Origin of the sequence: Bacillus siamensis (assembly GCF_051628075.1) — a bacterium.
Taxonomy (GTDB): Bacteria; Bacillota; Bacilli; order Bacillales; family Bacillaceae; genus Bacillus; species Bacillus siamensis.
On sequence record NZ_CP155579.1, the window covers coordinates 2918395 to 2937786 of the forward strand.

The following is a 19392-nucleotide window of genomic DNA, read 5'->3' on the forward strand; positions in this document are numbered from 1 at the left end:
TTTTACCTATTACAAAAGTAGTCTTTTAGACTTAATTAAAAACTTATTTTAAAGCGTTTTGTCAGCTCGCGTAATTCTTCAGCCATTTTTTCCAACGTGACGGCGGATGAACTGATCTCTTCCATAGAGGCGAGCTGCTCTTCAGCAGAAGCCGCAATATCCTGAATGCCGGCCGCGCTTTGTCTGGAGACGGCCGCGATATCCTCTGAAGCGTTCGATACTTCCTGAGATCCGGCGGAAAGCTGTTCTACGGTTGCATTCATATTTTGCAGTTCACCGGCAATCTGATTTGTTTTGACAGAAATGTCCCGGAAGCTTTTTTCCGTTTCGTCCGTCAGCTGAAGTCCGCTTTTCACCTCGTGATTGACGGACTCCAGCATTCCGAGCGATGTATGAATTTCTTTAACGATTTCATGGATTAAGGTTTCGATTTCTTTTGCTGAATCGGCTGATTGGACGGCAAGCTTTCTCACTTCTTCGGCAACGACTGAAAAACCGCGTCCGTACTCTCCCGCTCTTGCCGCTTCAATGGCTGCATTTAAAGCGAGAAGATTCGTTTGATCGGCAATGCCGTTAATGACGCGCAAAATGCTGGTGATGTCCTGCGATTTGTGCTCAAGCCCCTTTACGACTTGTTCCGCTTTACTCACAGATTGGTCAATGGTATCCATCTGGCCTGCTGTTTTCTTAACAAGCCGCTCTCCGGCACCGGATATCTCCGCCGATTCAATAGAAGTTTCCGTCACAACAGCTGCCGCTTCCGCCAGATCGCTGAGCCCGTCTTTCATGTCATTCACTTGGGCTGTCGCTTTTTCAATGCTCTCACTTTGGTCTTCCGTTCCATTAGAAAACTGTTCAATCGCAAGGGTGATATGTTCCGTTGCTTTGCTCGTCTGCTCGGCGGAAGCCGTCAGCTCCTCTGAGGAGGAAGCGACATGTTCAACAGAGTCCTGAATTCCCTGAATAAGCGTCCGGAGTGAATCTGTCATATGATTAAAACTTTTACTGAGCACGCCAAGCTCATCTTGAGAGCTGACTTGAATGGTTTCCGTCAGATCTCCGCTTCTGATTTTTTCCGCTGACGCTGCGAGACGTTTTAACGGTTTTGTAATAGAGCGGATGACAAAATAAATGAAAACCATTCCTGCGGCAACCGCTATGGCCAAAATGATAATGGCTGTGATCAGAACCGGTCTTGCCGCATCCTTGATTTCATCAACGGACATGGTTCCGCTGATCTTCCAGCCTGTCGCCTCATTGGTGACATACGCCATTTTTTTCGCTTTTCCGTTCATCGTATATTCAAAATCGCCTTTTTCCCCGCTGTATAATGTATCAACCCATTTTCCAGATACCGCCGCGCCGGATTTTTCATTGCTGTAGGCAACGGCTTTTTTATTTTTGCTGAGGATAAAGGCATATCCTTCTTTTCCGATATTGACTTCTTTTGTCATCGTAATGAGATCGTCGATTTTAATATCAATGGCGACGACCCCTGATCCGTCCTGAGCCGCACGGGCCATGGTAACGACCATCTTTTTGTTTGAAATGGACTGATAAGGGTCCGTGATGATGGTCTGGCCTTTGTTCTTCATGGCTTCTTGATACCAGTTTCTCTCAAGCGGATTGAAATCAGCCGGCATATCGGCATGAGGATAACGTGTAAACGTGCCATCCTTGCTGCTTGAAAATACGGCGGCAGCTTTATCATTGCTTTCTATGAACTGCTTGAATCTTTCTTTCATTTCCGTTTGGTTTTTTTCTTTAAATTTTGCGCTTGTCGCCCATTCGCTGAAATATGCTGAGCTTTTTGTAAACGTCCCGATCCGGTCATCAATCATATTGTTTAAGATTTGCACATTCCCTTCGGCGCTTTCCATCATTTGATTTTCAACGGATGAGGCAGCCGAACGATAGGCGCTGGCAGCCAGCACTGCTACCGGAATGATTAAGATCAGTAAAAATGAAATGATGAGTTTTCTGGCTATTGATTTTTTTGCGATGTTTTTTGCTGTTTTTTTCAATTTTGTAAACCTCTTTCAATCATTTACTGTTTATATCGGCAATCTCCCTTTTTATTACATTGAAAATTTAGTCATAAATGAAAAATAGTTCTATATGCTCTTTTTGTAAGTAAGACTTTTTATTTAATTTTCTCGAAGAAGCCATAAAAAAAGACGCCTTCCATCCGGAAAGCGTCCTTTTTTACTAGTTGATTTTAAATTGTTTTGTTAATTCCCGCAGTTCTTCGGCCATTTGCGCCAAAGTGTCGGCGGATGTGCTGATTTCTTCCATAGATGCAAGCTGTTCTTCTGCGGATGCGGCAATATCCTGAATGCTTGCTGCGCTTTCCCGTGAAACGTCCGCAATATCTGTTACCGCGGCTGAGACGTGCTGAGAGCTGTCTGACAGCTGTTCAACCGTGCCGTTCATGGATTGCAGCTTCTCGGCGATGTCGTTTGTCATGCCGAAGATATTCTGGAAGCTTTCTTTCGTTCGATCCGTCACCGCAAGTCCTGATTGCACTTCTTCATTAACGGATGTAAACATGTGAAGCGAAGTATTAATTTCAGCCGTGATTTCCTGAATGAGTTTTTCAATCTCTTTTGCAGAACCGGCGGATTGGACGGCAAGCTTTCTCACTTCTTCGGCTACCACTGAGAAGCCCCGCCCGTATTCACCGGCTCTTGCCGCTTCAATGGCTGCATTTAATGCAAGCAGGTTTGTCTGATCGGCAATGCCGTTGATGACTCTTAAAATATGAGCGATGTCTTTTGATTTGGCCTCAAGACCTTTTACAACAGCTTCCGCCTGCTGGACGGATTGATTGATGAGATTCATCTGCCCGACGGTTTGCTGCACATATTCTTCCCCGGTGCCGGCAGCTTCTTTCGATTGTTTAGATGCTTCCGTAATGGATGATGATGTGCGGGAAACGGCGGCGAGCCCGTCATTTATATGATTCAGCTTGGCTGAGCTTGAATCGACTTTTTCACTCTGCTCTTCGTTTCCGTTTGAAAACTGCTCAATCGCCATCGTAATATGCTCCGTCGCTTTGCTTGTCTGCGAAGCTGAGGCGGTCAGCTCTTCTGATGACGCGGCCACGTTGTCGACCGAGCTTTGGATCGCGCTGATCAGTCCGCGCAGAGATTCTCCCATTTCATTAAAGCTTGCGCCCAGTTCGCCCAGTTCATCTTTCGAGCGGATCTCAATGGTTTCAGTCAGGTCTCCGCCGCTGATTTGTTTAGACGAGCGGACAAGACGTTTCAGCGGTGATGTAATGGATCTGACAATAAACAGAATTAAAATTCCCCCGATGATAATGGATGCTGCAAGGACGATCATTCCCATCGTCAGCACCGGTTGTGAGGCGTCTTTAATTTCGGTGAGCTCCATGCTCCCCTCTATTTTCCACCCGGTCAGTTTATTTGTCGTAAATGCCATTTTTTTATTTTCATCATCAAGCTTGTATGAAATAATTCCGCTGTCTTTGCTGTATACCTCGTTCAGCCACGGGGTTGAGACTTTATCGCCCGGTTTGTGGTCTTTATGCGCGACATAGGTTTTATTTTTAGATGTGATAAACACGAAGCCTTTTTCCCCGATTTTGATTCCCTGCATCTGTTTCAGCAGCTGGTCGATCGTAATATCCATGGCTACTACGCCTGTTCCGTCCTGCATCTGCTTTGCCACGGTGACAACCATGCTGCCGTCGCTTGCCGCGGTGTAAGGATCGGTGACAACGAGCGTGCCGCCGGCCTTTACAGCGTCTTTATACCATGTGCGTGTTCTCGGATCGTAATCAGCCGGAGTATTTTCCTTCGGCGCCTGTGTGTAGCTGCCGTCTTCCGTTCCTCCGTAAATGCGGGCTACGTCCTTATGAATAGATGTGTATTGCCCGAACTTTTCTTCAAGAGCAGACATGTTTTTCTTTGAGAATGATGACCCTTTTAACGTTTCACTGAAAAATTCAATCGCCTTTGCTTTTGCGCCGATATCATTTGTAATCGTTGTGTTAAAAGATTCGATGTTGTTTTTCGCGTTGCCTGAAATCTGATCATCCAGCGAATTGCTCGCCGTATGGTATGAACTGAATTCTAACACGAGAATCGGTATGATTAAGATCACGATAAATGAAATGATTAATTTACGTGAAATCGATGCCTTTGTGCACCAATTAATGAATTTTTTCATATTAAGCTGCTCCCTCATGTGTGATACCTTATATATCGGCTCAGTCTTCACATTTTGTTAACATTTCCTCCTTTTTTATGACTTGATTTTCATTTCCCAAGCTTCCTGCATATCTTATAAAAAAAGATAGGGGGCGCGCAGATGATTATCATTTCCGGCCAAGTGCTTCGGCCCCAGGACATTGCGAACTGGCAGACGGAAGAAAGCCTTGTTCCGTATCTAAATGAACTGACCCATTCTCCCGTACAATTTGATTACGGATCGATTGCTGAACTGATGTTTGAAGCACGGCTGCGGCGCCATATTGTGGAAGCCGCAAGAGAACTGAACGGATCAGGCGCAAAATTTGCAACTTTCGCCAAAACATACGGAAATACGGCTTATTGGAGACTGACGCCGGAAGGAGCCTTGGAGCTGAAGTACAGAATTCCCGCTTCAAAAGCGATTCGGGATATTGTTGAAAACGGGGCGTTTTATGCATTTGAATGCGCGACGGCCATTGTCGTGATTTATTATCTGGCCGTTTTAAAGACCATCGGTGAAGAGCGGTTTGACCGCCGTTTCCCGGATATTACTTTGTATGACTGGCACTATGAGCATCTGCCGATCTACACGGAAACCGGCAGCCACTTTTTAAGGGGAGATTGTTTATATTTTAAAAACCCTGATTTTAATCCTGCAAAGGCCCAGTGGCGGGGAGAAAATGTCATTGTGATGGGGAATGACCAATTTTTCGCCCACGGTCTCGGGATTCTGACCGCTGAACAGATTATCCAGAAATTGAATTCTTTAAGAAAAAGAGATGCCGTGCAGTCAGCTTATCTGCTTTCTCAGGCGACAAGGCTTGATGCGCCTGCGCTATATCGGATGATGCATTAAAACAATCCCATCGTCTGTCATTGTGACGATGGGATATGAAATGCTTTTCTTTTTCGGTAAAAAGCCGTCGTGCCGAGCGCTTGGTTTGCCGCCCATTCAAACTTCTCTAAATCATGGCGGGTGACGGCTCTGTCCCGTCTGCTCCATTTAATGGCCCGGACAAAGTAATACCCTTTAATCGGCGCCATGGTGACTTTGGAATGCGGAAAATCTTCAAAAACAAACTCAATATTTCCTCTTTTTTTATAGGACATTTGAAGAATCTTCATCTTCCATCACCTCACAGCATCTTGATTATGATCGGCACAAGCGGTCCAAAACAGCTTTCACATCTGTCGGCCCTTCAAGTTTCGGGGCGGACTGGCCCGCCCATAAAGACATATACTCCGCATCTCCCGATTGAGCCGCATGCCCGCGCATCGGCTTTGTGAGCGTATTATGCAGCGGATAAGGCAGCGTTTTTCCCTCGTCAGCTTCATATGTTTTCATGAACTGATTCACGATTCCGCGCGCCTGTTTTCCCGAAAACAAGGTGGTCAGCCGTGTGTCGGTTCCTTTTGATTCGGCAATGGCTTTTTGATATGCCGGTGAAGCGCTGCTTTCTTCACAAAGGAGAAACGGCGTGCCGACTTGAACGCCGTCCGCACCTAAACATCGGGCCGCCTGCACCCCGCGGCGGTCAAAAATGCCGCCTGCCGCAATGACCGGGATATTCAGCGCGTCTTTAGCCTGCGGAATGAGCGCCATAAGACCGAGAGCCGGTTCTCCTTTAACCGGCAGAAACGATCCGCGATGTCCTCCGGCTTCTATTCCTTGAAGGATAACGGCGTCCATTCCCCGCTCTTCAAAAGCCTTCGCTTCCTCAGGCGTTGTCGCCGTGCCGAACAGGAAGCAGCCGTTTTTCTTCAGCTTTTCCGCCGTTTCTTCCGGCGGCAGGCCGAAGGTGAATGAGCACGCTTTGACCCCGTAACGGATCAGAAGCTCCGCTTTTTCTGCAAAATCGTTCCACTCTTCTTTCAAATCGGAGAACGGCTTGGCGTCTTTTGCCCTTGGGATGCGCGCTTTCCATTGTTCAATCAGTTCCTCTTCAGGCATCTGCCTTTCTTCCGGGACGAACAGATTCACTTGAAAGGAGCGGTCGGTCAGGTCTTTCATCTCGATAAGCTGTTTTTCGAGCGCCGGCGGGCTGACGTATCCTGAAGCGAGGCTTCCGAGCGCCCCTTCATTTGATACCGCCGCAGCCAGGCGCGGCGTGACAAGCCCTCCGGCCATCGGCGCCTGAATGACTGGCTTTGTTAATGATAATGCGTCCATCCACTCACTCATTTGCGGATGCCTCCGTTTCAGCGTGGATTTTGATATAACATGTTCTGTTTCTCGGACCGTCAAATTCGCAAAAATAAATGCCCTGCCACGTTCCGAGGATCAGGCGCCCGCCTTCTATGATGACATGCTGGGATGCGCCTGTTGTACTCGCCTTCATATGTGCCGCCGTATTTCCCTCCATATGCCGGTCCAGTTCGTGCTCCCACGGATACACTTCGTCAAACCTGCGGAGCATATCCCTTTTTACATCCGGGTCGGCATTTTCATTGATGGTAATGCCGGCGGTAGTATGGGGACAGTATATGATCGCCAAACCGTTTTTCACGCCGGTTTCGCGGAGAAACGCTTCGGCTTCATGTGTGATGTCGGTCATTTCATCCCGTCTGTTTGTTTGAATCTGCAATTGTTTCAGCATATGAATGCCTCCTCTCTTTTTCTCTTCCTTTCCCATATTCGTTTCTGTATTTGTCTTTTCCTGTCGGATCGCGATGATAAACGCAGATCATAAAAAACTTCAGCCCCAAAACTGAAGTTTTTCACCATATATATACGCGGGCCTCATAAGGCTTTAAAAGGAAGGATGTCACATGCCGATGCGGCGGTGTTTCCATGTTTGCGAGCACGAGCGTATCGGCGTCAAGCGGATAACCGGGGTGCCTGTATAATGCGGGAGTTTTAGACAGATTGGTGATGATCAGGGCGGTTTCCGTTCCGTTTTTTCTTAGGTAGGCATAAATCTGCCGGTCTTTTGGAAGCAGCAATTCATAAGTTCCGCTGATCAATACGTCATGTTCTTTCCTGAGGGCGATCAGCCGTTTGTAGAAATGGTATACGGATGTTTCATCCTTCATTTGCGATGCAGCATTCAGCCATGTGTGATTCGAATTCACCCCGAGCCACGGAGAAACATCAGAAAACCCGCCGTTCGCCGTCCCGCTCCATTGCATCGGTGTCCGTGAATGATCCCGGCCCTTCTTCCAGATCGTCTTCATCACTTTTTCATGCGGAACGCCGCGGGACGTCTCTTTTTCATACAGCTGTTTGATTATGACGTCGTCGTAATCTTCAATGGATGGGAACGAAACATTGGTCATGCCGAGCTCCTGTCCCTGGTAAATAAACGGCGTGCCTTTCATCAGCATATACATCGCGGCAAGTGCCTTAGCGCTTTCTGTCAAAAACCGTTCGTCACCCCATACCGAAACGGATCGGGGCTGGTCGTGATTTTCCATAAATAACGCATTCCAGCCTTTTCCCTCAAGGCTGTTCTGCCAGTCGGACAAAACGCGCTTAAGCGCCGGGATGCAAATGCTTTGATCATCATCCGTATCCCAAAGGCCGAGGTGTTCAAATTGAAAAATCATATGGAAGACGCCGGTTTCTTCACCGGCCCAATCAGCCGCCTCCCAAGCCGTCACCCCGTTCGCCTCGCCGACCGTCATGATCGGATAATGTGAAAATGTTTCCCGCTTCAGCTCTTTTAAGAGATCCACGATGCCTTCTGTATTCATATGATACGGGAAGGACGGGACATACGGGAGACCGTCCGGATTCGGCATGTCAGGGAGCCCTTCTTTTTTCTTGATGTGAGAAATGGCATCCACCCGGAAGCCGTCAATGCCTTTATCAAGCCACCAGCGGATCATCTCATAAACGGACTGCCTCATCGTTTCGTTTTCCCAATTTAAATCAGGCTGTTTTTTATCAAACAGGTGAAGGTAATACTGGTTTGTCTTTTGATCATATTCCCACGCCGATCCGCCGAAAATGCTTTCCCAATTGTTCGGCTCTTTGCCGTTTTTTCCGTCTCTCCAGATGTACCAGTCCCGTTTTTCGGAATCTTTCGCTGAGCGCGATTCGATAAACCAAGGATGTTCATCACTCGTATGGTTGACGACGAGGTCTATAATCAGCTTCATGCCGAGTGCATGGATATCCGCGAGGAGCCGGTCAAAATCTTCCATCGTCCCGAATTCTTCGGCAATTTGTTTGTAATTTCGAATATCGTAGCCGTTATCGGCGCCCGGCGAGTCAAAAACGGGGCAAAGCCAGATCACATCTGCCCCCAACTCTTTTATGTAATGAAGCTTTGCTCTGATGCCGTTTATGTCGCCGATTCCGTCCCCGTTCGAATCCATAAAGCTGCGGGGATAAATTTGATAGACGGACGCCGTTTTCCACCAATCCGTTTTCATACCGTCCACTCCTTTCTCTACAGCATATGAAGGAGCGGGATGAAGAAGCATTTTTTTCGCAAAAAAAGCCTCATTGCAAAAGCAGGAGGCTCAGAAATCGGTTTTTTTAATTTCAACAAAGCGGATATGGTGGTCTTCTGCTTCAAGCACCTTGAATTCGCATCCTTCAGCATGAAACACATCACCGTTTTTCAGCTCCATTTTTTGTGTGAGGAGCCAGCCCGCAATCGTGTCTATGTCTTCATTTTCGATCGCGATATCAAGAAGATCATTCACCTCTTCTATCAGCGCTTTTCCGTCCATCACATAATGATGCTCGCCTTTTTTGACGATGTGGGGCATTTCGTCCTGGTCATATTCATCCCGGATTTCGCCGACGATTTCCTCCAATATGTCTTCGACGGTCACAAGTCCCGCCGTACCGCCGTATTCGTCAACAAGAATCGCCATATGAATCCGCTCCTTCTGCATGCGGATCAACAGCTCCTGGACAGGGATGCTTTCAATGACTCTGATGACCGGACGCATCATTTCTTTTAACTCGATGGAACGGCCGAGAAAATACGCTTTAAATAAATCCTTGTTGTTAATAATGCCGAGAATGTGGTCTTTATCTTCCTTAATGACCGGATATCGCGTATACCGCTCGTTGATGATCAGATGAATGGCTTCATCAACTGACTGCTCGAGCGAGATGACGGCGATTTCGGTGCGCGGCACCATGATTTCTCTGGCGACACGGTTATCGAATTCAAATATTTTGTTGACGTAACGGAATTCGGATTGATTGATTTGACCTTTTTTATAGCTTTCAGACAAAATCAGCCGCAATTCCTCTTCACTGACCACGACTTCATGTTCTTTCACCGAATGAAATCCGAACAGCTTGACCAAAAATCCGGCTGAGCCGTTTAACAGCTTGATAAACGGATACATCACTTTATAAAAGAGAATGAGCGGTTTCGCCGTCCACAGACTGACGGCTTCAGCTTTTTGAATGGATATCGTTTTCGGCGCAAGCTCGCCGATGACGACGTGCAGATACGTAACGGCGATAAACGCCGCAATAAACGTGACGACGTGCGTAATGGATGACGGCATTCCGATCAGACTGAAAACAGGATGAAGAAGCCGCTGAATCGTCGGTTCGCCGAGCCAGCCGAGTCCGAGCGCCGTAATCGTAATGCCGAGCTGGCACGCTGATAAATACTCGTCGAGATTTGTAATCACCCTGTGCGCCGCAAGCGCCCGGCTGTCACCGGTTTCAACCAGCTCCGCAATTTTTGAACCGCGGATTTTGACAATCGCAAATTCCGCAGCGACAAAGATGGCCGTTAATCCGATTAACAGCATAATGAGAATCAGTTTTAATATAAGCAAAAAAACCCCTACCGCAAACGGTAAGGGGCCACCTCCTTCGTGTTAATTCTCATCACGACCATTTAAGAAAATCATCACAAAACGAAGCAGCTCGAATAAGGAAACGAGCGCCGCAGCCACATACGTCAGCGCAGCGGCGTTCAGCACTTTATTCACGCCGTGTTCTTCACTGTTGCGAATGAATCCTTCCGACACGATAATCCGCTTCGCCCTCGCGCTGGCATTAAACTCGACAGGCAGTGTGACAAGCTGGAAAAAAACAGCGGCAGAAAACAAAATAATGCCGAGCCCGATTAAATTCAAGCTGCCAAGGAGCATTCCGCCCAAGAAAAGCAGAGGGGCGACTCCGGAGGCAAAATTGACGACCGGAAAAATTTTGTGCCTCAGTACAAGCGCGCCGTATGATTCCTGGTGCTGCAAAGCATGTCCGACTTCATGGGAAGCGACGGAAATGGCGGAAATGGAGCGGCCGTAATATACCGGCTCAGATAAACGCACCACCCGCTCCGTCGGGTCGTAATGGTCTGTTAAAGTGCCTCTTACCGGTTCTACCGGCACATCATATAAACCGTTTATATCAAGAATCCGTCTTGCCGTTTCCGCCCCGGTCCGCTGACTGGAAGCTTCCACGTCTGAGTATTTCTGAAAATTACTTTTCACTTTAAATTGTGCCCAAAACGACAATCCCAATGCAGCAATTGTTAAAAAGACAAACAGCATATTATCCTCTTCCTTTTTCTCTTATATCGTACGATCTGCTTATATATTATTTTAATGATTGCCCGCTTTCCTGTACAGAAATCCGCTTCTTTTTTCTGACAGGAATCAATCCTCCGAGCAAAATCAGAACACATCCGGCCATTGCGGTATAAAACGGAAACGTGCCGACAGTCCCTTTTGCGAAAGCGAGCCATGAAAAGCTGCCGGACATATGATCATATCCATTCAAATCGAAAATAAGCAATACGGCCGCTGAAGCGAGCAGCTGCCCTCCGGCCAGCGCCGCCAGCAGTTTTTGAATGACTGTCATCTGACTCACCCTTTTTCGGTCCGCTTTCTTTATCATATGAAAAAATGAAGGTGAATATGTTTTCGCTGATTTTTGAAAGACATCAAACGAACTGGGACATACTGTATAAAAAAGATACAGGTGTGATCCATCATGAAAGTGACAAATGGCGAAAAAGAACAGCTGAGCAATGCGATAGACAGAATGAATGAGGGGCTTGACGCCTTCATCCAGCTCTATAATGAATCGGAAAACGACGAGCCTCTCATTCAGTTTGAGGATGAGACGGCCGATTTAATCAGACAGGCGCGTGACTCATACGGGCAGGAACAGCTGAATGAAAAATTAAACACCATTATTAAGCAGATTTTGTCCATCTCTTTCTCGAAAGAGGAGCCGGCCGAATGAAATCAAACCGTATCTTTATTTCCTGGCTGAGATGGCCGTTATATATCCGGATCGGACTGATCATTATCGCCTTGATCTTATTGTTCGGCCAATTGATTTACATGCTTGAACCGAAGCAATTCACGTCTGTGTTTGAAGGGGTTTGGTGGGCGGTTATTACGGTGGCCACGGTCGGTTACGGCGATTATGTTCCGCAGACGCCGCTCGGGCAGATTGCCGGCATGGTGCTTGTATTAAGCGGAGCGAGTTTTGTGACCGCCTATTTCGCCACGCTTTCTTCAGCCGTGTTCAGCAAACAGCACCGTTATATCGAAGGGAAGGTCGCCTTTAAAGGCAAGGGGCACGTCATTCTTATCGGGTGGAATGAGAAGTCGCATATGCTGCTGAAAGAACTGCAGCACATCGCACCGTCAAAAACTGTCGTCCTGATTGATGATTCATTAAGGGAAGGGCCGCTTATTGAAAATGTTCATTTCATCCGCGGACATGCCGCTGATGACAGCACGCTCAATAAAGCGAATATTACGGAAGCCGATACCGTCATTCTGACAGCAGACCAACAGAAAAATGAATCCGAAGCTGATATGCTGTCGGTATTAACGCTTCTCGCCATCAAAGGGCTGCATCCGTCCGTTTATTGTATCGTGGAAATTTTAACAGAACGTTATGTCAAAAACGCCGAACGCGCAGGAGCCAATAAGATCCTGTGCACATCACGCCTGTCGAGCCGGGTGATGTTTGAGCATTACCGGGTCAAGATGCAGCTTGCCAAGCCGCAGACGCTGTCCGATTTGACGCTGGAGAAAAAGGTTCGCATCATTCCCGTCCCCGAGGAATTACAGGGCTCCTCTTATCATGATTGTGCGCGCTATTATCTCAAACGGAATACAACGATTATCGGCATACAAAAAGAAGAGGGGCCGATGCTGACCCCTCCCCTGTCATACCAGGTGCTCAGTACTGATCTTTTTTTGGCGCTTTAATGCAGCAGGACATCTTCCAGCTCTTTCACAAGCGAGATGCCGATATCTATATATGAGCGGTCAATTGCCGCATCCCGGCGTTTCGGCTCGGAGAATTGGTTGAATAATGATTCAAAAACTCCGCCGCCTGCTGCATCATCCGTTTCCTGCTGATAGACGTGCCTCAGCAAAAAGGGTGTGCCGATTGTAACGGCCGTTCCCCGTTCATCAAGGCGTCCTTTATTTGCTTCAACAGGGATACGGAGAAACAAATAGCCGTCCTGATCGGAAATTTTGTAATCAAAGAAGCCCCGGTCATATTCCCAGCCGCCTCCGATGGTATAACCGATCGGTTTCAGCACCTGTTCCAATTCGCGGAGTAAAAAAGACTGTCCTTCAAGTGAAGATGGTATGCTGATCATGTACATACGCTCCTTTTAGTCTTTAGCGTCCCCGGTCTGCGATATCTTCATACGGCTTCCGCAAAGAATCAGGAGCAGCAGACAGACGCTGAAAAGAGGGAACGGCGCATTCAATCAGAACATACGTCACAATTGCGGAGAGAGCGGCATCCGGCGAAATGAGGAAAACGGCTGCATACAGACAGCACTTCGTAATGAGCGAATACATCCGGCCCATCTTCAGTTTCAGCCGGACCATATCCGTAAACAAGCCGAGGGGAAGAGCGAAAAAAATGATCGTTTGTAAGAGGGAAGCAGAGGACGGGTTCAGCGCAAAAAAGACAATAGCAGCGGAACAGAAGGAAATGACGGTATGCTTACATAAGAGCCGTGTCAATTCATCATCACACCTTTCACGGTTTAAAAAAGGCTGACCCGTCATGCGGGCCAGCCATTCTTTTTATTTCTCAAGGCGTTTTTCAAGCTCTGCTTTTTTCTCTTCAAAGCCCGGTTTGCCGAGAAGCGCGAACATGTTCACCTTGTAGGCTTCAACACCCGGCTGATCAAACGGGTTGACTCCGAGCAGATAACCGCTCATTGCCACCGCTTTTTCAAAGAAATAGACGAGATATCCAAATGTATATGCGTTAAGCTCCGGAATGTTGACGATTAAGTTCGGCACTTTTCCGTCTGTATGGGCCAGCATCGTACCTTGGAACGCTTTTTTATTGACGAAATCGACCGTTTTGCCGGCTAAGTAGTTTAAGCCGTCGAGATCATTTTCCGCTTCTTCAATTGTCAGCTCATGCTTCGGTTTTTCTACGTTTAATACAGTTTCAAACAGATCCCGTCTGCCTTCCTGCACGTATTGGCCGAGAGAGTGAAGGTCTGTTGAGAAGTTTGCGGAGGAAGGATAAATTCCTTTCTCGTCTTTTCCTTCACTTTCACCGAAGAGCTGCTTCCACCATTCTGCAAAGTACTGCAGGGCTGGCTCGTAGTTAATGAGCATTTCAATGGTTCTGCCTTTATTGTACAGAACGTTGCGGACGACGGCGTATTGATAAGCCGCATTCTCTTCTAATTCCGAGCTGGAAAAGTCTTTGCTTGCATCAAGCGCGCCCTTCATCATTTCGTCGATATCAGCCCCGCTTACCGCAATCGGCAGAAGGCCCACCGCAGTCAGAACGGAGAAACGTCCGCCGACATCATCAGGAATAACGAATGATTCGAAGCCTTCTTCGTTAGAAAGAGTTTTTAGAGCGCCGCGCTCTTTGTCAGTCGTCGCGTAAATCCGCGCTTTCGCTTCTTCTTTTCCGTATTTTTCTTCAAGAAGTTTGCGGAAAATCCGGAAAGCGATGGCAGGTTCCGTCGTCGTTCCTGACTTTGAAATGACATTGATAGAGAAATCAGCGTCTTCCAAAAGATCCATAACGTCTTTCATATAAGTTGAGCTGATATTGTTGCCGATAAAGATGACTTGAGGGTTTTTGCGTTTATCTTTCGGCAGAACATTATAGAAAGAATGGTTGAGCGCTTCAATCGCCGCTCGGGCGCCTAAGTATGAACCGCCGATTCCGACGACGAGAAGCACGTCTGAATCTGATTTGATTTTTTCAGCGCTTTTTTTAATGCGCGCAAATTCTTCTTTATCGTAGTTTTCAGGGAGGTCCACCCAGCCTAAAAAGTCGCTTCCGGCGCCTGTTTTTTCGTGGATATTATGATGTGCCGTTTTTACGAAATCACGTGCGTATGTAAGTTCATGTTCATTGAAAAAAGGTAACGCTCTTGAGTAATCAAAGCGTACATGCGTCATTTGCTTGTCCCTCCATCACGGTGAATTGTTTTCTCTTCCACTTTATATGAACTCCACCTCTAAATCAAGTCATGAAGAAGGCTTGGCGGATACGGGATTTGCGTTAAAAATGCATTCATTTTTTCTTACAATATCTCGGTTTTGAGATAGGTATTGTACAGAACGTTATATTTGTATGTATGGTGAGAAGGATCACTAATCAAATGACGAAAAATGCAGTAAAAGTGAATACACGCACAATAAATCAAATACTTCCATTTTTAAAAATAGTGTCTATATTTGGGTTATCATGTTAAGATGAAAATAATTTTAAACCGGGAGGTGATTTTATGACTAAAACCATTGGTCTTATTTGTGGAAGTTTACGAAAAAACTCGTATAATCGAGCAATTGCTCAATCATTGATTGACTTGGATCATTCAGCGCAATTTCGTTGGATTGAAATAGACGGTCTTCCTTTTTTTAACGAAGATTTAGAAATGGCCGGAGCGCCAGAATCCGTAACCTCCTTTAGAGCAGATATACAAGACGTTGACGGCGTCATCATTGTAAGTCCAGAGTACAATTCCGGAATGCCAGGGGTATTAAAAAATGCATTGGACTGGGCATCGAGACCGCGGACCTCTTCTGTGTTCAACAGAAAACCGGTTGGCCTAATCGGAGCAACCCCTGGAGGGTTCGGTACCGCCTTTGCCCAAATGCAAATGAGAGAAGTACTTGAAGCTATGCAAGTCAATGTGCTGCCCTTTCAAAAAATGCTGATTTCGCAAGTCCATGAGAAAATGGATTCCACTCAAAACATACTTACGGATGAACAAACAAACCGTTATCTTCAACGCTATTTACAACAGTTCATCCATTGGATTGATTATGCTCCGGTTCCCGTTCCAGATGAATAAAAGGATCATAACCCTCACTAAAAGTCACCTCAGAAGCTTTCTATCTATACAACATATTCTTAAATTGTTTACAAAAAATACAATATCTGGATTTACCTTTGACAAACTTACTTGACTCATTTAAGGAGGATAATAAAATGTCTGATCTTTATTCCCGTCTTTCAAAAGATGATGCTGCTGTTCTTTTGGTGGATCATCAAACCGGCCTTATTTCCGGTCTGGTACGTGACTATGGTGTTGATGAATTTAAGAACAATGTATTGGCTCTTGGCGATACGGCTAAATTCTTTGATTTACCGGTTATTTTAACAACGAGTTTTGAAAACGGACCTAATGGCCCACTCATGCAGGAATTGACGGATCTCTTTCCTGATGCACCAAAAATAGCCCGTCCCGGACAAATTAATGCATGGGATAACGAAGACTTTGTGAAAGCCATTGAAGCGACTGGGAAAAAACAGCTTATTATCGCAGGTGTAGTTACAGATGTCTGCGTTGCGTTTCCTGCACTTTCTGCAATCAAGGCAGGTTACGAAGTGTTTGTTGTGACAGATGCTTCGGGAACATTCAGTAAGCAAGTAGCAGATGCATCATTAACCCGTATGGCTCATGGGGGCGCACAGCTTATGAACTGGTTTAGTGTAGCATGCGAGTTGCAACGTGATTGGCGCAACGATGTTGAAGGGTTTGGCGCATTAATTTCCAGTCATCTTCCCGGTTACCAAAACTTAATGGGGAGCTACATGGGGGCGCAGCGAGATCTTAGTACACAAAATGCATAAAAAAGAGCGCTGATTTAATCAGCGCTCTTTTTTATTCTTACTTTTCTTCATATTCATGATTCCATGCGCCGACTCGCTCTTTCAACATACAAAAAAAATAAGGGAGTCAAATCCGCATCATATTCAATACGATACGGATGAAACGGTTTTCCATAGTTGTTTCACTTGCTCCTGATTCACTACGGTTAGATCTGCAGGATGTGATCTTACAGAGACGCCTTCAGGATGGCCAGCACGTCATCTTTGTTCAGTTTTTGGAAATTGCCGAATCCGCCGTGTTCCATTTCTTTTGCGGCGATATCTGCGATCAGCTCAAGCTTGTCTTCGCCGATGTCATAATCCGCAAGACGGGACGGCGCGCCGAGGCTTGACCAGAACGCTGATAACTTATCGATTCCTTCTAAAGCAATTTCTTTATCTGTTTTGCCTTCGGTATCAATGTCAAACATGTTGAGCATGAGGTTTTTAAAACGGTCTACATTTGTATCAAGCGTGTATCTCATCCAGTTCGGGAACAGAATCGCAAGTCCTCCCGCGTGAGGGATGTCATAAACCGCTGATACGGCGTGCTCCATCGTATGGGAAGCCCAATCGCCGAAATAACCCATTTGCAGCGTGCCGTTTAATGCGATCGTACCCGCATATAAAATCGTTTCACGGTGCTTATAGTTCTCAAGGTCTTCCAAAAGTTTCGGCGCTGTTTCAATCACCGTCTGAAGTACCGCAAAACACATTCTGTCCTGAAGCGGCGTGTTTTCAACATTGTGGAAGTATTGTTCAAATACGTGGCTCATCATATCCACCATGCCGTATACGGTTTGGTTTTCCGGAACGCTGAATGTATTCTCAGGGTCTAAAATAGAAAAACGCGGATGAGTGACATTGCTGCCCCATACGTATTTTTCATTCGTTTCCCAATTTGTAATAACGGAATCAGGGTTCATTTCAGAGCCTGTCGCCGCAAGCGTCAGCACCGTGCCGAACGGAAGCGCGTCCTGTGCCGTTACTTTTTTGCTGTAAATGTCCCATGCGTCTCCGTCATACTTCGCTCCGGCCGCAATCGCTTTTGTACAGTCGATGACACTTCCGCCGCCGACTGCGAGAAGAAAATCAATTTCATGCTGTCTGCACAGCTCAATTCCTTTATTCACCGTTGCCAAACGCGGGTTCGGTTCAACGCCCGCAAGCTCATGAACGGCTGCGCCTTCTTCTTTTAAGATGCCTGTTACTTGGTCATACAGGCCGTTTCGCTTAATGCTGCCGCCTCCGTATACAAGCAGCACGTTTTTCCCGTATTGCTTCAGCTCTTTTTTCAATTGGTCGATTTGACCTTTTCCGAAAATCAGTTTCGTCGGATTGTAGTACGTAAAGTTCTCCATTTATCATAACCTCCAAAAAAAATCGTAAGGGAATTACTATAACACAGAAAAAAAGGAGCTGCCAATTCGGCCGCCCCCTTTATTCTATTACAATGATGCCTTCAGTATCGCAAGCACATCTTCTTTTTGCAGTGATTTGAACTGTCCGAATGCGCCGTTTGCCATCGCTTTATCTGCAATCGTATCTAGCTTTTCATCTGAAATATCATAATCAGCGAGTCTGTTCGGAGCGCCGAGGCTCGTCCAGAAAGCAGACAGTTTGCTGATCCCTTCAAGCGCGATCTCTTCATCTGATCTGCCTGCCTCGTCAATGTCAAAAACACGGACGGCAAGCTGCTTAAAGCGGGCCGGATTTTCTTTGAGCACATGTCTCATCCAGTTCGGGAACAGAATCGCCAAACCTCCCGCGTGCGGTATATCATAAACCGCTGATACCGCATGCTCGATGTTGTGTGTAGCCCAATCCCCTCTTGCGCCCATTGACAGCATTCCGTTTAAGGCGATGGTGCCTGTATATAAAATTGTCTCACGAAGCTCATAGTTCTCCAGATCATTGATCAGCTTCGGCGCTGTTTCAATCACCGTGCGCAGAAGTGATTCACACATCCGGTCCTGATACGGCGTGTTTGACGTGTGGTGGAAATATTGTTCAAACACATGACTCATCATATCGACCATGCCGTAAATGGTGTGGTCTTTCGGAACGGTAAATGTGTTTACCGGATCAAGAATAGAGAACTTAGGATAAACAAGCGGGCTTCCCCATCCGTATTTCTCCTGTGTTTCCCAGTTTGTGATCACTGATCCGGCGTTCATTTCTGAACCGGTCGCCGCAAGTGTCAGCACTGTTCCGAACGGCAGCGCTTCTTTCGGCTGGTGTTTTTTCGTGACGATATCCCACGCATCACCATCATATTTAGCGCCCGCCGCGATGGCTTTCGTGCAATCAATGACACTTCCGCCGCCGACGGCCAATAAGAAATCGATGCTGTGTTCTTTACAGAGCGCAACACCTTTGTTCACTGTTGAGACACGCGGATTCGGCTCTACGCCTGCCAATTCATGCACCGTAACTCCGGCTTTTTTCAGCAGCCCGGTTACTTGATCGTAAAGACCGCTGCGCTTAATGCTGCCGCCTCCGTATACGAGCAGCACGTTTTTTCCGTACGGCTTGATTTCTTCTGGAAGCTTTTCAACCTCTCCCTTTCCAAAAATCAATTTTGTCGGATTCCAATATGTAAAGTTTTGCATGACATCTCCTCCTTTGGATTTATATTATGCAGAAAGTTGACGTTCAATGTAAAGCAATCCGCTTTTTTGACGGCACATCACACGGTTTCATAACAGCGCGTTCCCGGGAAAGGCACTGATACAGCATGAGACAAGATGTGATTTTTACGGCGGAGAATGAAACATGCATAGTTTCTTTGCTTTGTCACAATCTATAACTGTTTCACGAATTCATAGAGGAGGTTGTTTACATGAGTGTTATTCAGCGTATCTGTCTCGTTTTAACAATTATCGGCGCGATTAACTGGGGACTGATCGGATTTTTCCAATTTGATTTAGTAGCAGCCATCTTCGGCGGCCAAGGATCAGCTCTGTCGCGGATTATTTACGGCCTTGTCGGCATCGCCGGTCTCATCAATCTCGGCCTGCTGTTTAAGCCGAACGAAGAAACATCCCGCGAGGAAGCGGCAAATCCAGAAGTCAGATAAACATAAAAAAAGCACCGAACATACGGGACTGACCCCCGTTTTTGAGA

Annotated in this window: 20 protein-coding genes; 6 read left to right on the forward strand and 14 right to left on the reverse strand. The window is 46.6% G+C overall.

What is annotated here, in order from left to right; genetic code table 11:
• Positions 1–35: 35 nt before the first annotated feature.
• Both tlpB (ABDB98_RS14355) and tlpB (ABDB98_RS14360) read right to left on the reverse strand, forming a co-directional pair.
• Positions 36–2024: a methyl-accepting chemotaxis protein TlpB gene (gene tlpB / locus ABDB98_RS14355; protein WP_438420470.1), complete on the reverse strand. Its 1989-nt coding sequence runs from the start codon at positions 2022–2024 to the stop codon at positions 36–38.
• Positions 2025–2208: 184 nt separating this feature from the next.
• Entirely contained in the window at positions 2209–4194 is a 1986-nt protein-coding gene (tlpB, locus tag ABDB98_RS14360; protein WP_438420471.1) for a methyl-accepting chemotaxis protein TlpB, read from the reverse strand.
• 141 nt (positions 4195–4335) lie between these two features.
• Here tlpB (ABDB98_RS14360) and ABDB98_RS14365 point away from each other — a divergent pair, with 141 nt between their 5' ends.
• Entirely contained in the window at positions 4336–5073 is a 738-nt protein-coding gene (locus ABDB98_RS14365) for a protein-glutamine gamma-glutamyltransferase (RefSeq protein ID WP_438420472.1), read from the forward strand.
• Positions 5074–5090: 17 nt separating this feature from the next.
• Here the strand turns inward: ABDB98_RS14365 and ABDB98_RS14370 are convergent, their stop codons facing one another.
• The 7 genes from ABDB98_RS14370 to ABDB98_RS14400 all read right to left on the reverse strand — a co-directional run bounded on the left by ABDB98_RS14370 (position 5091) and on the right by ABDB98_RS14400 (position 11004).
• A complete protein-coding gene (locus tag ABDB98_RS14370; RefSeq protein WP_438420473.1) occupies positions 5091–5342 on the reverse strand; it encodes a hypothetical protein in 252 nt (83 codons plus the stop codon).
• Between the two features lie 25 nt (positions 5343–5367).
• Entirely contained in the window at positions 5368–6399 is a 1032-nt protein-coding gene (locus tag ABDB98_RS14375) for an NAD(P)H-dependent flavin oxidoreductase (RefSeq protein ID WP_438420474.1), read from the reverse strand.
• Positions 6392–6814, reverse strand: a complete 423-nt coding sequence (locus ABDB98_RS14380; protein ID WP_438420475.1) for a secondary thiamine-phosphate synthase enzyme YjbQ — start codon at positions 6812–6814, stop codon at positions 6392–6394. Before ABDB98_RS14380 ends, ABDB98_RS14375 begins: the two co-directional genes overlap by 8 nt.
• 121 nt (positions 6815–6935) lie before the next feature.
• Positions 6936–8594 (reverse strand): glycoside hydrolase family 13 protein, encoded by a 1659-nt coding sequence (locus ABDB98_RS14385; RefSeq protein WP_438420476.1) that lies wholly within the window; start codon positions 8592–8594, stop codon positions 6936–6938.
• Between the two features lie 90 nt (positions 8595–8684).
• A complete protein-coding gene (locus ABDB98_RS14390; protein ID WP_438420477.1) occupies positions 8685–9974 on the reverse strand; it encodes a hemolysin family protein in 1290 nt (429 codons plus the stop codon).
• 42 nt (positions 9975–10016) lie between these two features.
• The gene (locus ABDB98_RS14395) at positions 10017–10694 is read right to left on the reverse strand and encodes a zinc metallopeptidase (RefSeq protein WP_007408641.1); all 678 of its coding nucleotides are present in this window, start codon (positions 10692–10694) and stop codon (positions 10017–10019) included.
• 46 nt (positions 10695–10740) lie between these two features.
• Entirely contained in the window at positions 10741–11004 is a 264-nt protein-coding gene (locus tag ABDB98_RS14400; RefSeq protein ID WP_438420478.1) for a hypothetical protein, read from the reverse strand.
• Between the two features lie 132 nt (positions 11005–11136).
• On the opposite strand from ABDB98_RS14400, the gene ABDB98_RS14405 reads away from it, so the two are divergent.
• Both ABDB98_RS14405 and ABDB98_RS14410 read left to right on the forward strand, forming a co-directional pair.
• On the forward strand, positions 11137–11391 hold the full coding sequence (locus tag ABDB98_RS14405; protein ID WP_438420479.1) for a protein mistic: 255 nt from the start codon (positions 11137–11139) through the stop codon (positions 11389–11391).
• Positions 11388–12374, forward strand: a complete 987-nt coding sequence (locus ABDB98_RS14410; RefSeq protein ID WP_060964444.1) for a potassium channel family protein — start codon at positions 11388–11390, stop codon at positions 12372–12374. Before ABDB98_RS14405 ends, ABDB98_RS14410 begins: the two co-directional genes overlap by 4 nt.
• On the opposite strand, the gene ABDB98_RS14415 is transcribed toward ABDB98_RS14410, so the two are convergent.
• From ABDB98_RS14415 to ABDB98_RS14425, 3 genes are read right to left on the reverse strand one after another with little or no spacing between them, the layout of a single operon-like run.
• Positions 12371–12775: a YugN-like family protein gene (locus ABDB98_RS14415; protein WP_016938149.1), complete on the reverse strand. Its 405-nt coding sequence runs from the start codon at positions 12773–12775 to the stop codon at positions 12371–12373. The two genes, ABDB98_RS14410 and ABDB98_RS14415, sit on opposite strands and share 4 nt — an antisense overlap.
• A gap of 22 nt (positions 12776–12797) precedes the next feature.
• Positions 12798–13196 (reverse strand): transporter, encoded by a 399-nt coding sequence (locus tag ABDB98_RS14420; protein ID WP_438420480.1) that lies wholly within the window; start codon positions 13194–13196, stop codon positions 12798–12800.
• Between the two features lie 18 nt (positions 13197–13214).
• Positions 13215–14567: a glucose-6-phosphate isomerase gene (locus tag ABDB98_RS14425; protein ID WP_014472188.1), complete on the reverse strand. Its 1353-nt coding sequence runs from the start codon at positions 14565–14567 to the stop codon at positions 13215–13217.
• Between the two features lie 329 nt (positions 14568–14896).
• Between ABDB98_RS14425 and ABDB98_RS14430 the strand changes: the two genes are divergently transcribed.
• Both ABDB98_RS14430 and ycaC read left to right on the forward strand, forming a co-directional pair.
• Positions 14897–15466, forward strand: coding sequence for an NADPH-dependent FMN reductase (locus ABDB98_RS14430; RefSeq protein WP_438420481.1), 570 nt, complete (start codon positions 14897–14899; stop codon positions 15464–15466).
• A gap of 137 nt (positions 15467–15603) precedes the next feature.
• Positions 15604–16248, forward strand: coding sequence for an isochorismate family cysteine hydrolase YcaC (gene ycaC, locus ABDB98_RS14435; RefSeq protein WP_016938145.1), 645 nt, complete (start codon positions 15604–15606; stop codon positions 16246–16248).
• 206 nt (positions 16249–16454) lie between these two features.
• Here ycaC and ABDB98_RS14440 read toward each other — a convergent pair whose 3' ends face one another.
• On the reverse strand, positions 16455–17627 hold the full coding sequence (locus ABDB98_RS14440; RefSeq protein ID WP_438420482.1) for an iron-containing alcohol dehydrogenase: 1173 nt from the start codon (positions 17625–17627) through the stop codon (positions 16455–16457).
• 87 nt (positions 17628–17714) lie between these two features.
• On the reverse strand, positions 17715–18878 hold the full coding sequence (locus ABDB98_RS14445; protein WP_060964441.1) for an iron-containing alcohol dehydrogenase: 1164 nt from the start codon (positions 18876–18878) through the stop codon (positions 17715–17717).
• A gap of 230 nt (positions 18879–19108) precedes the next feature.
• Between ABDB98_RS14445 and ABDB98_RS14450 the strand changes: the two genes are divergently transcribed.
• Positions 19109–19345 carry a DUF378 domain-containing protein gene (locus ABDB98_RS14450; protein ID WP_003152104.1) on the forward strand — a complete coding sequence of 79 codons (237 nt, stop codon included), beginning with the start codon at positions 19109–19111 and terminating at the stop codon, positions 19343–19345.
• The last annotated feature ends 47 nt before the right edge of the window (positions 19346–19392 follow it).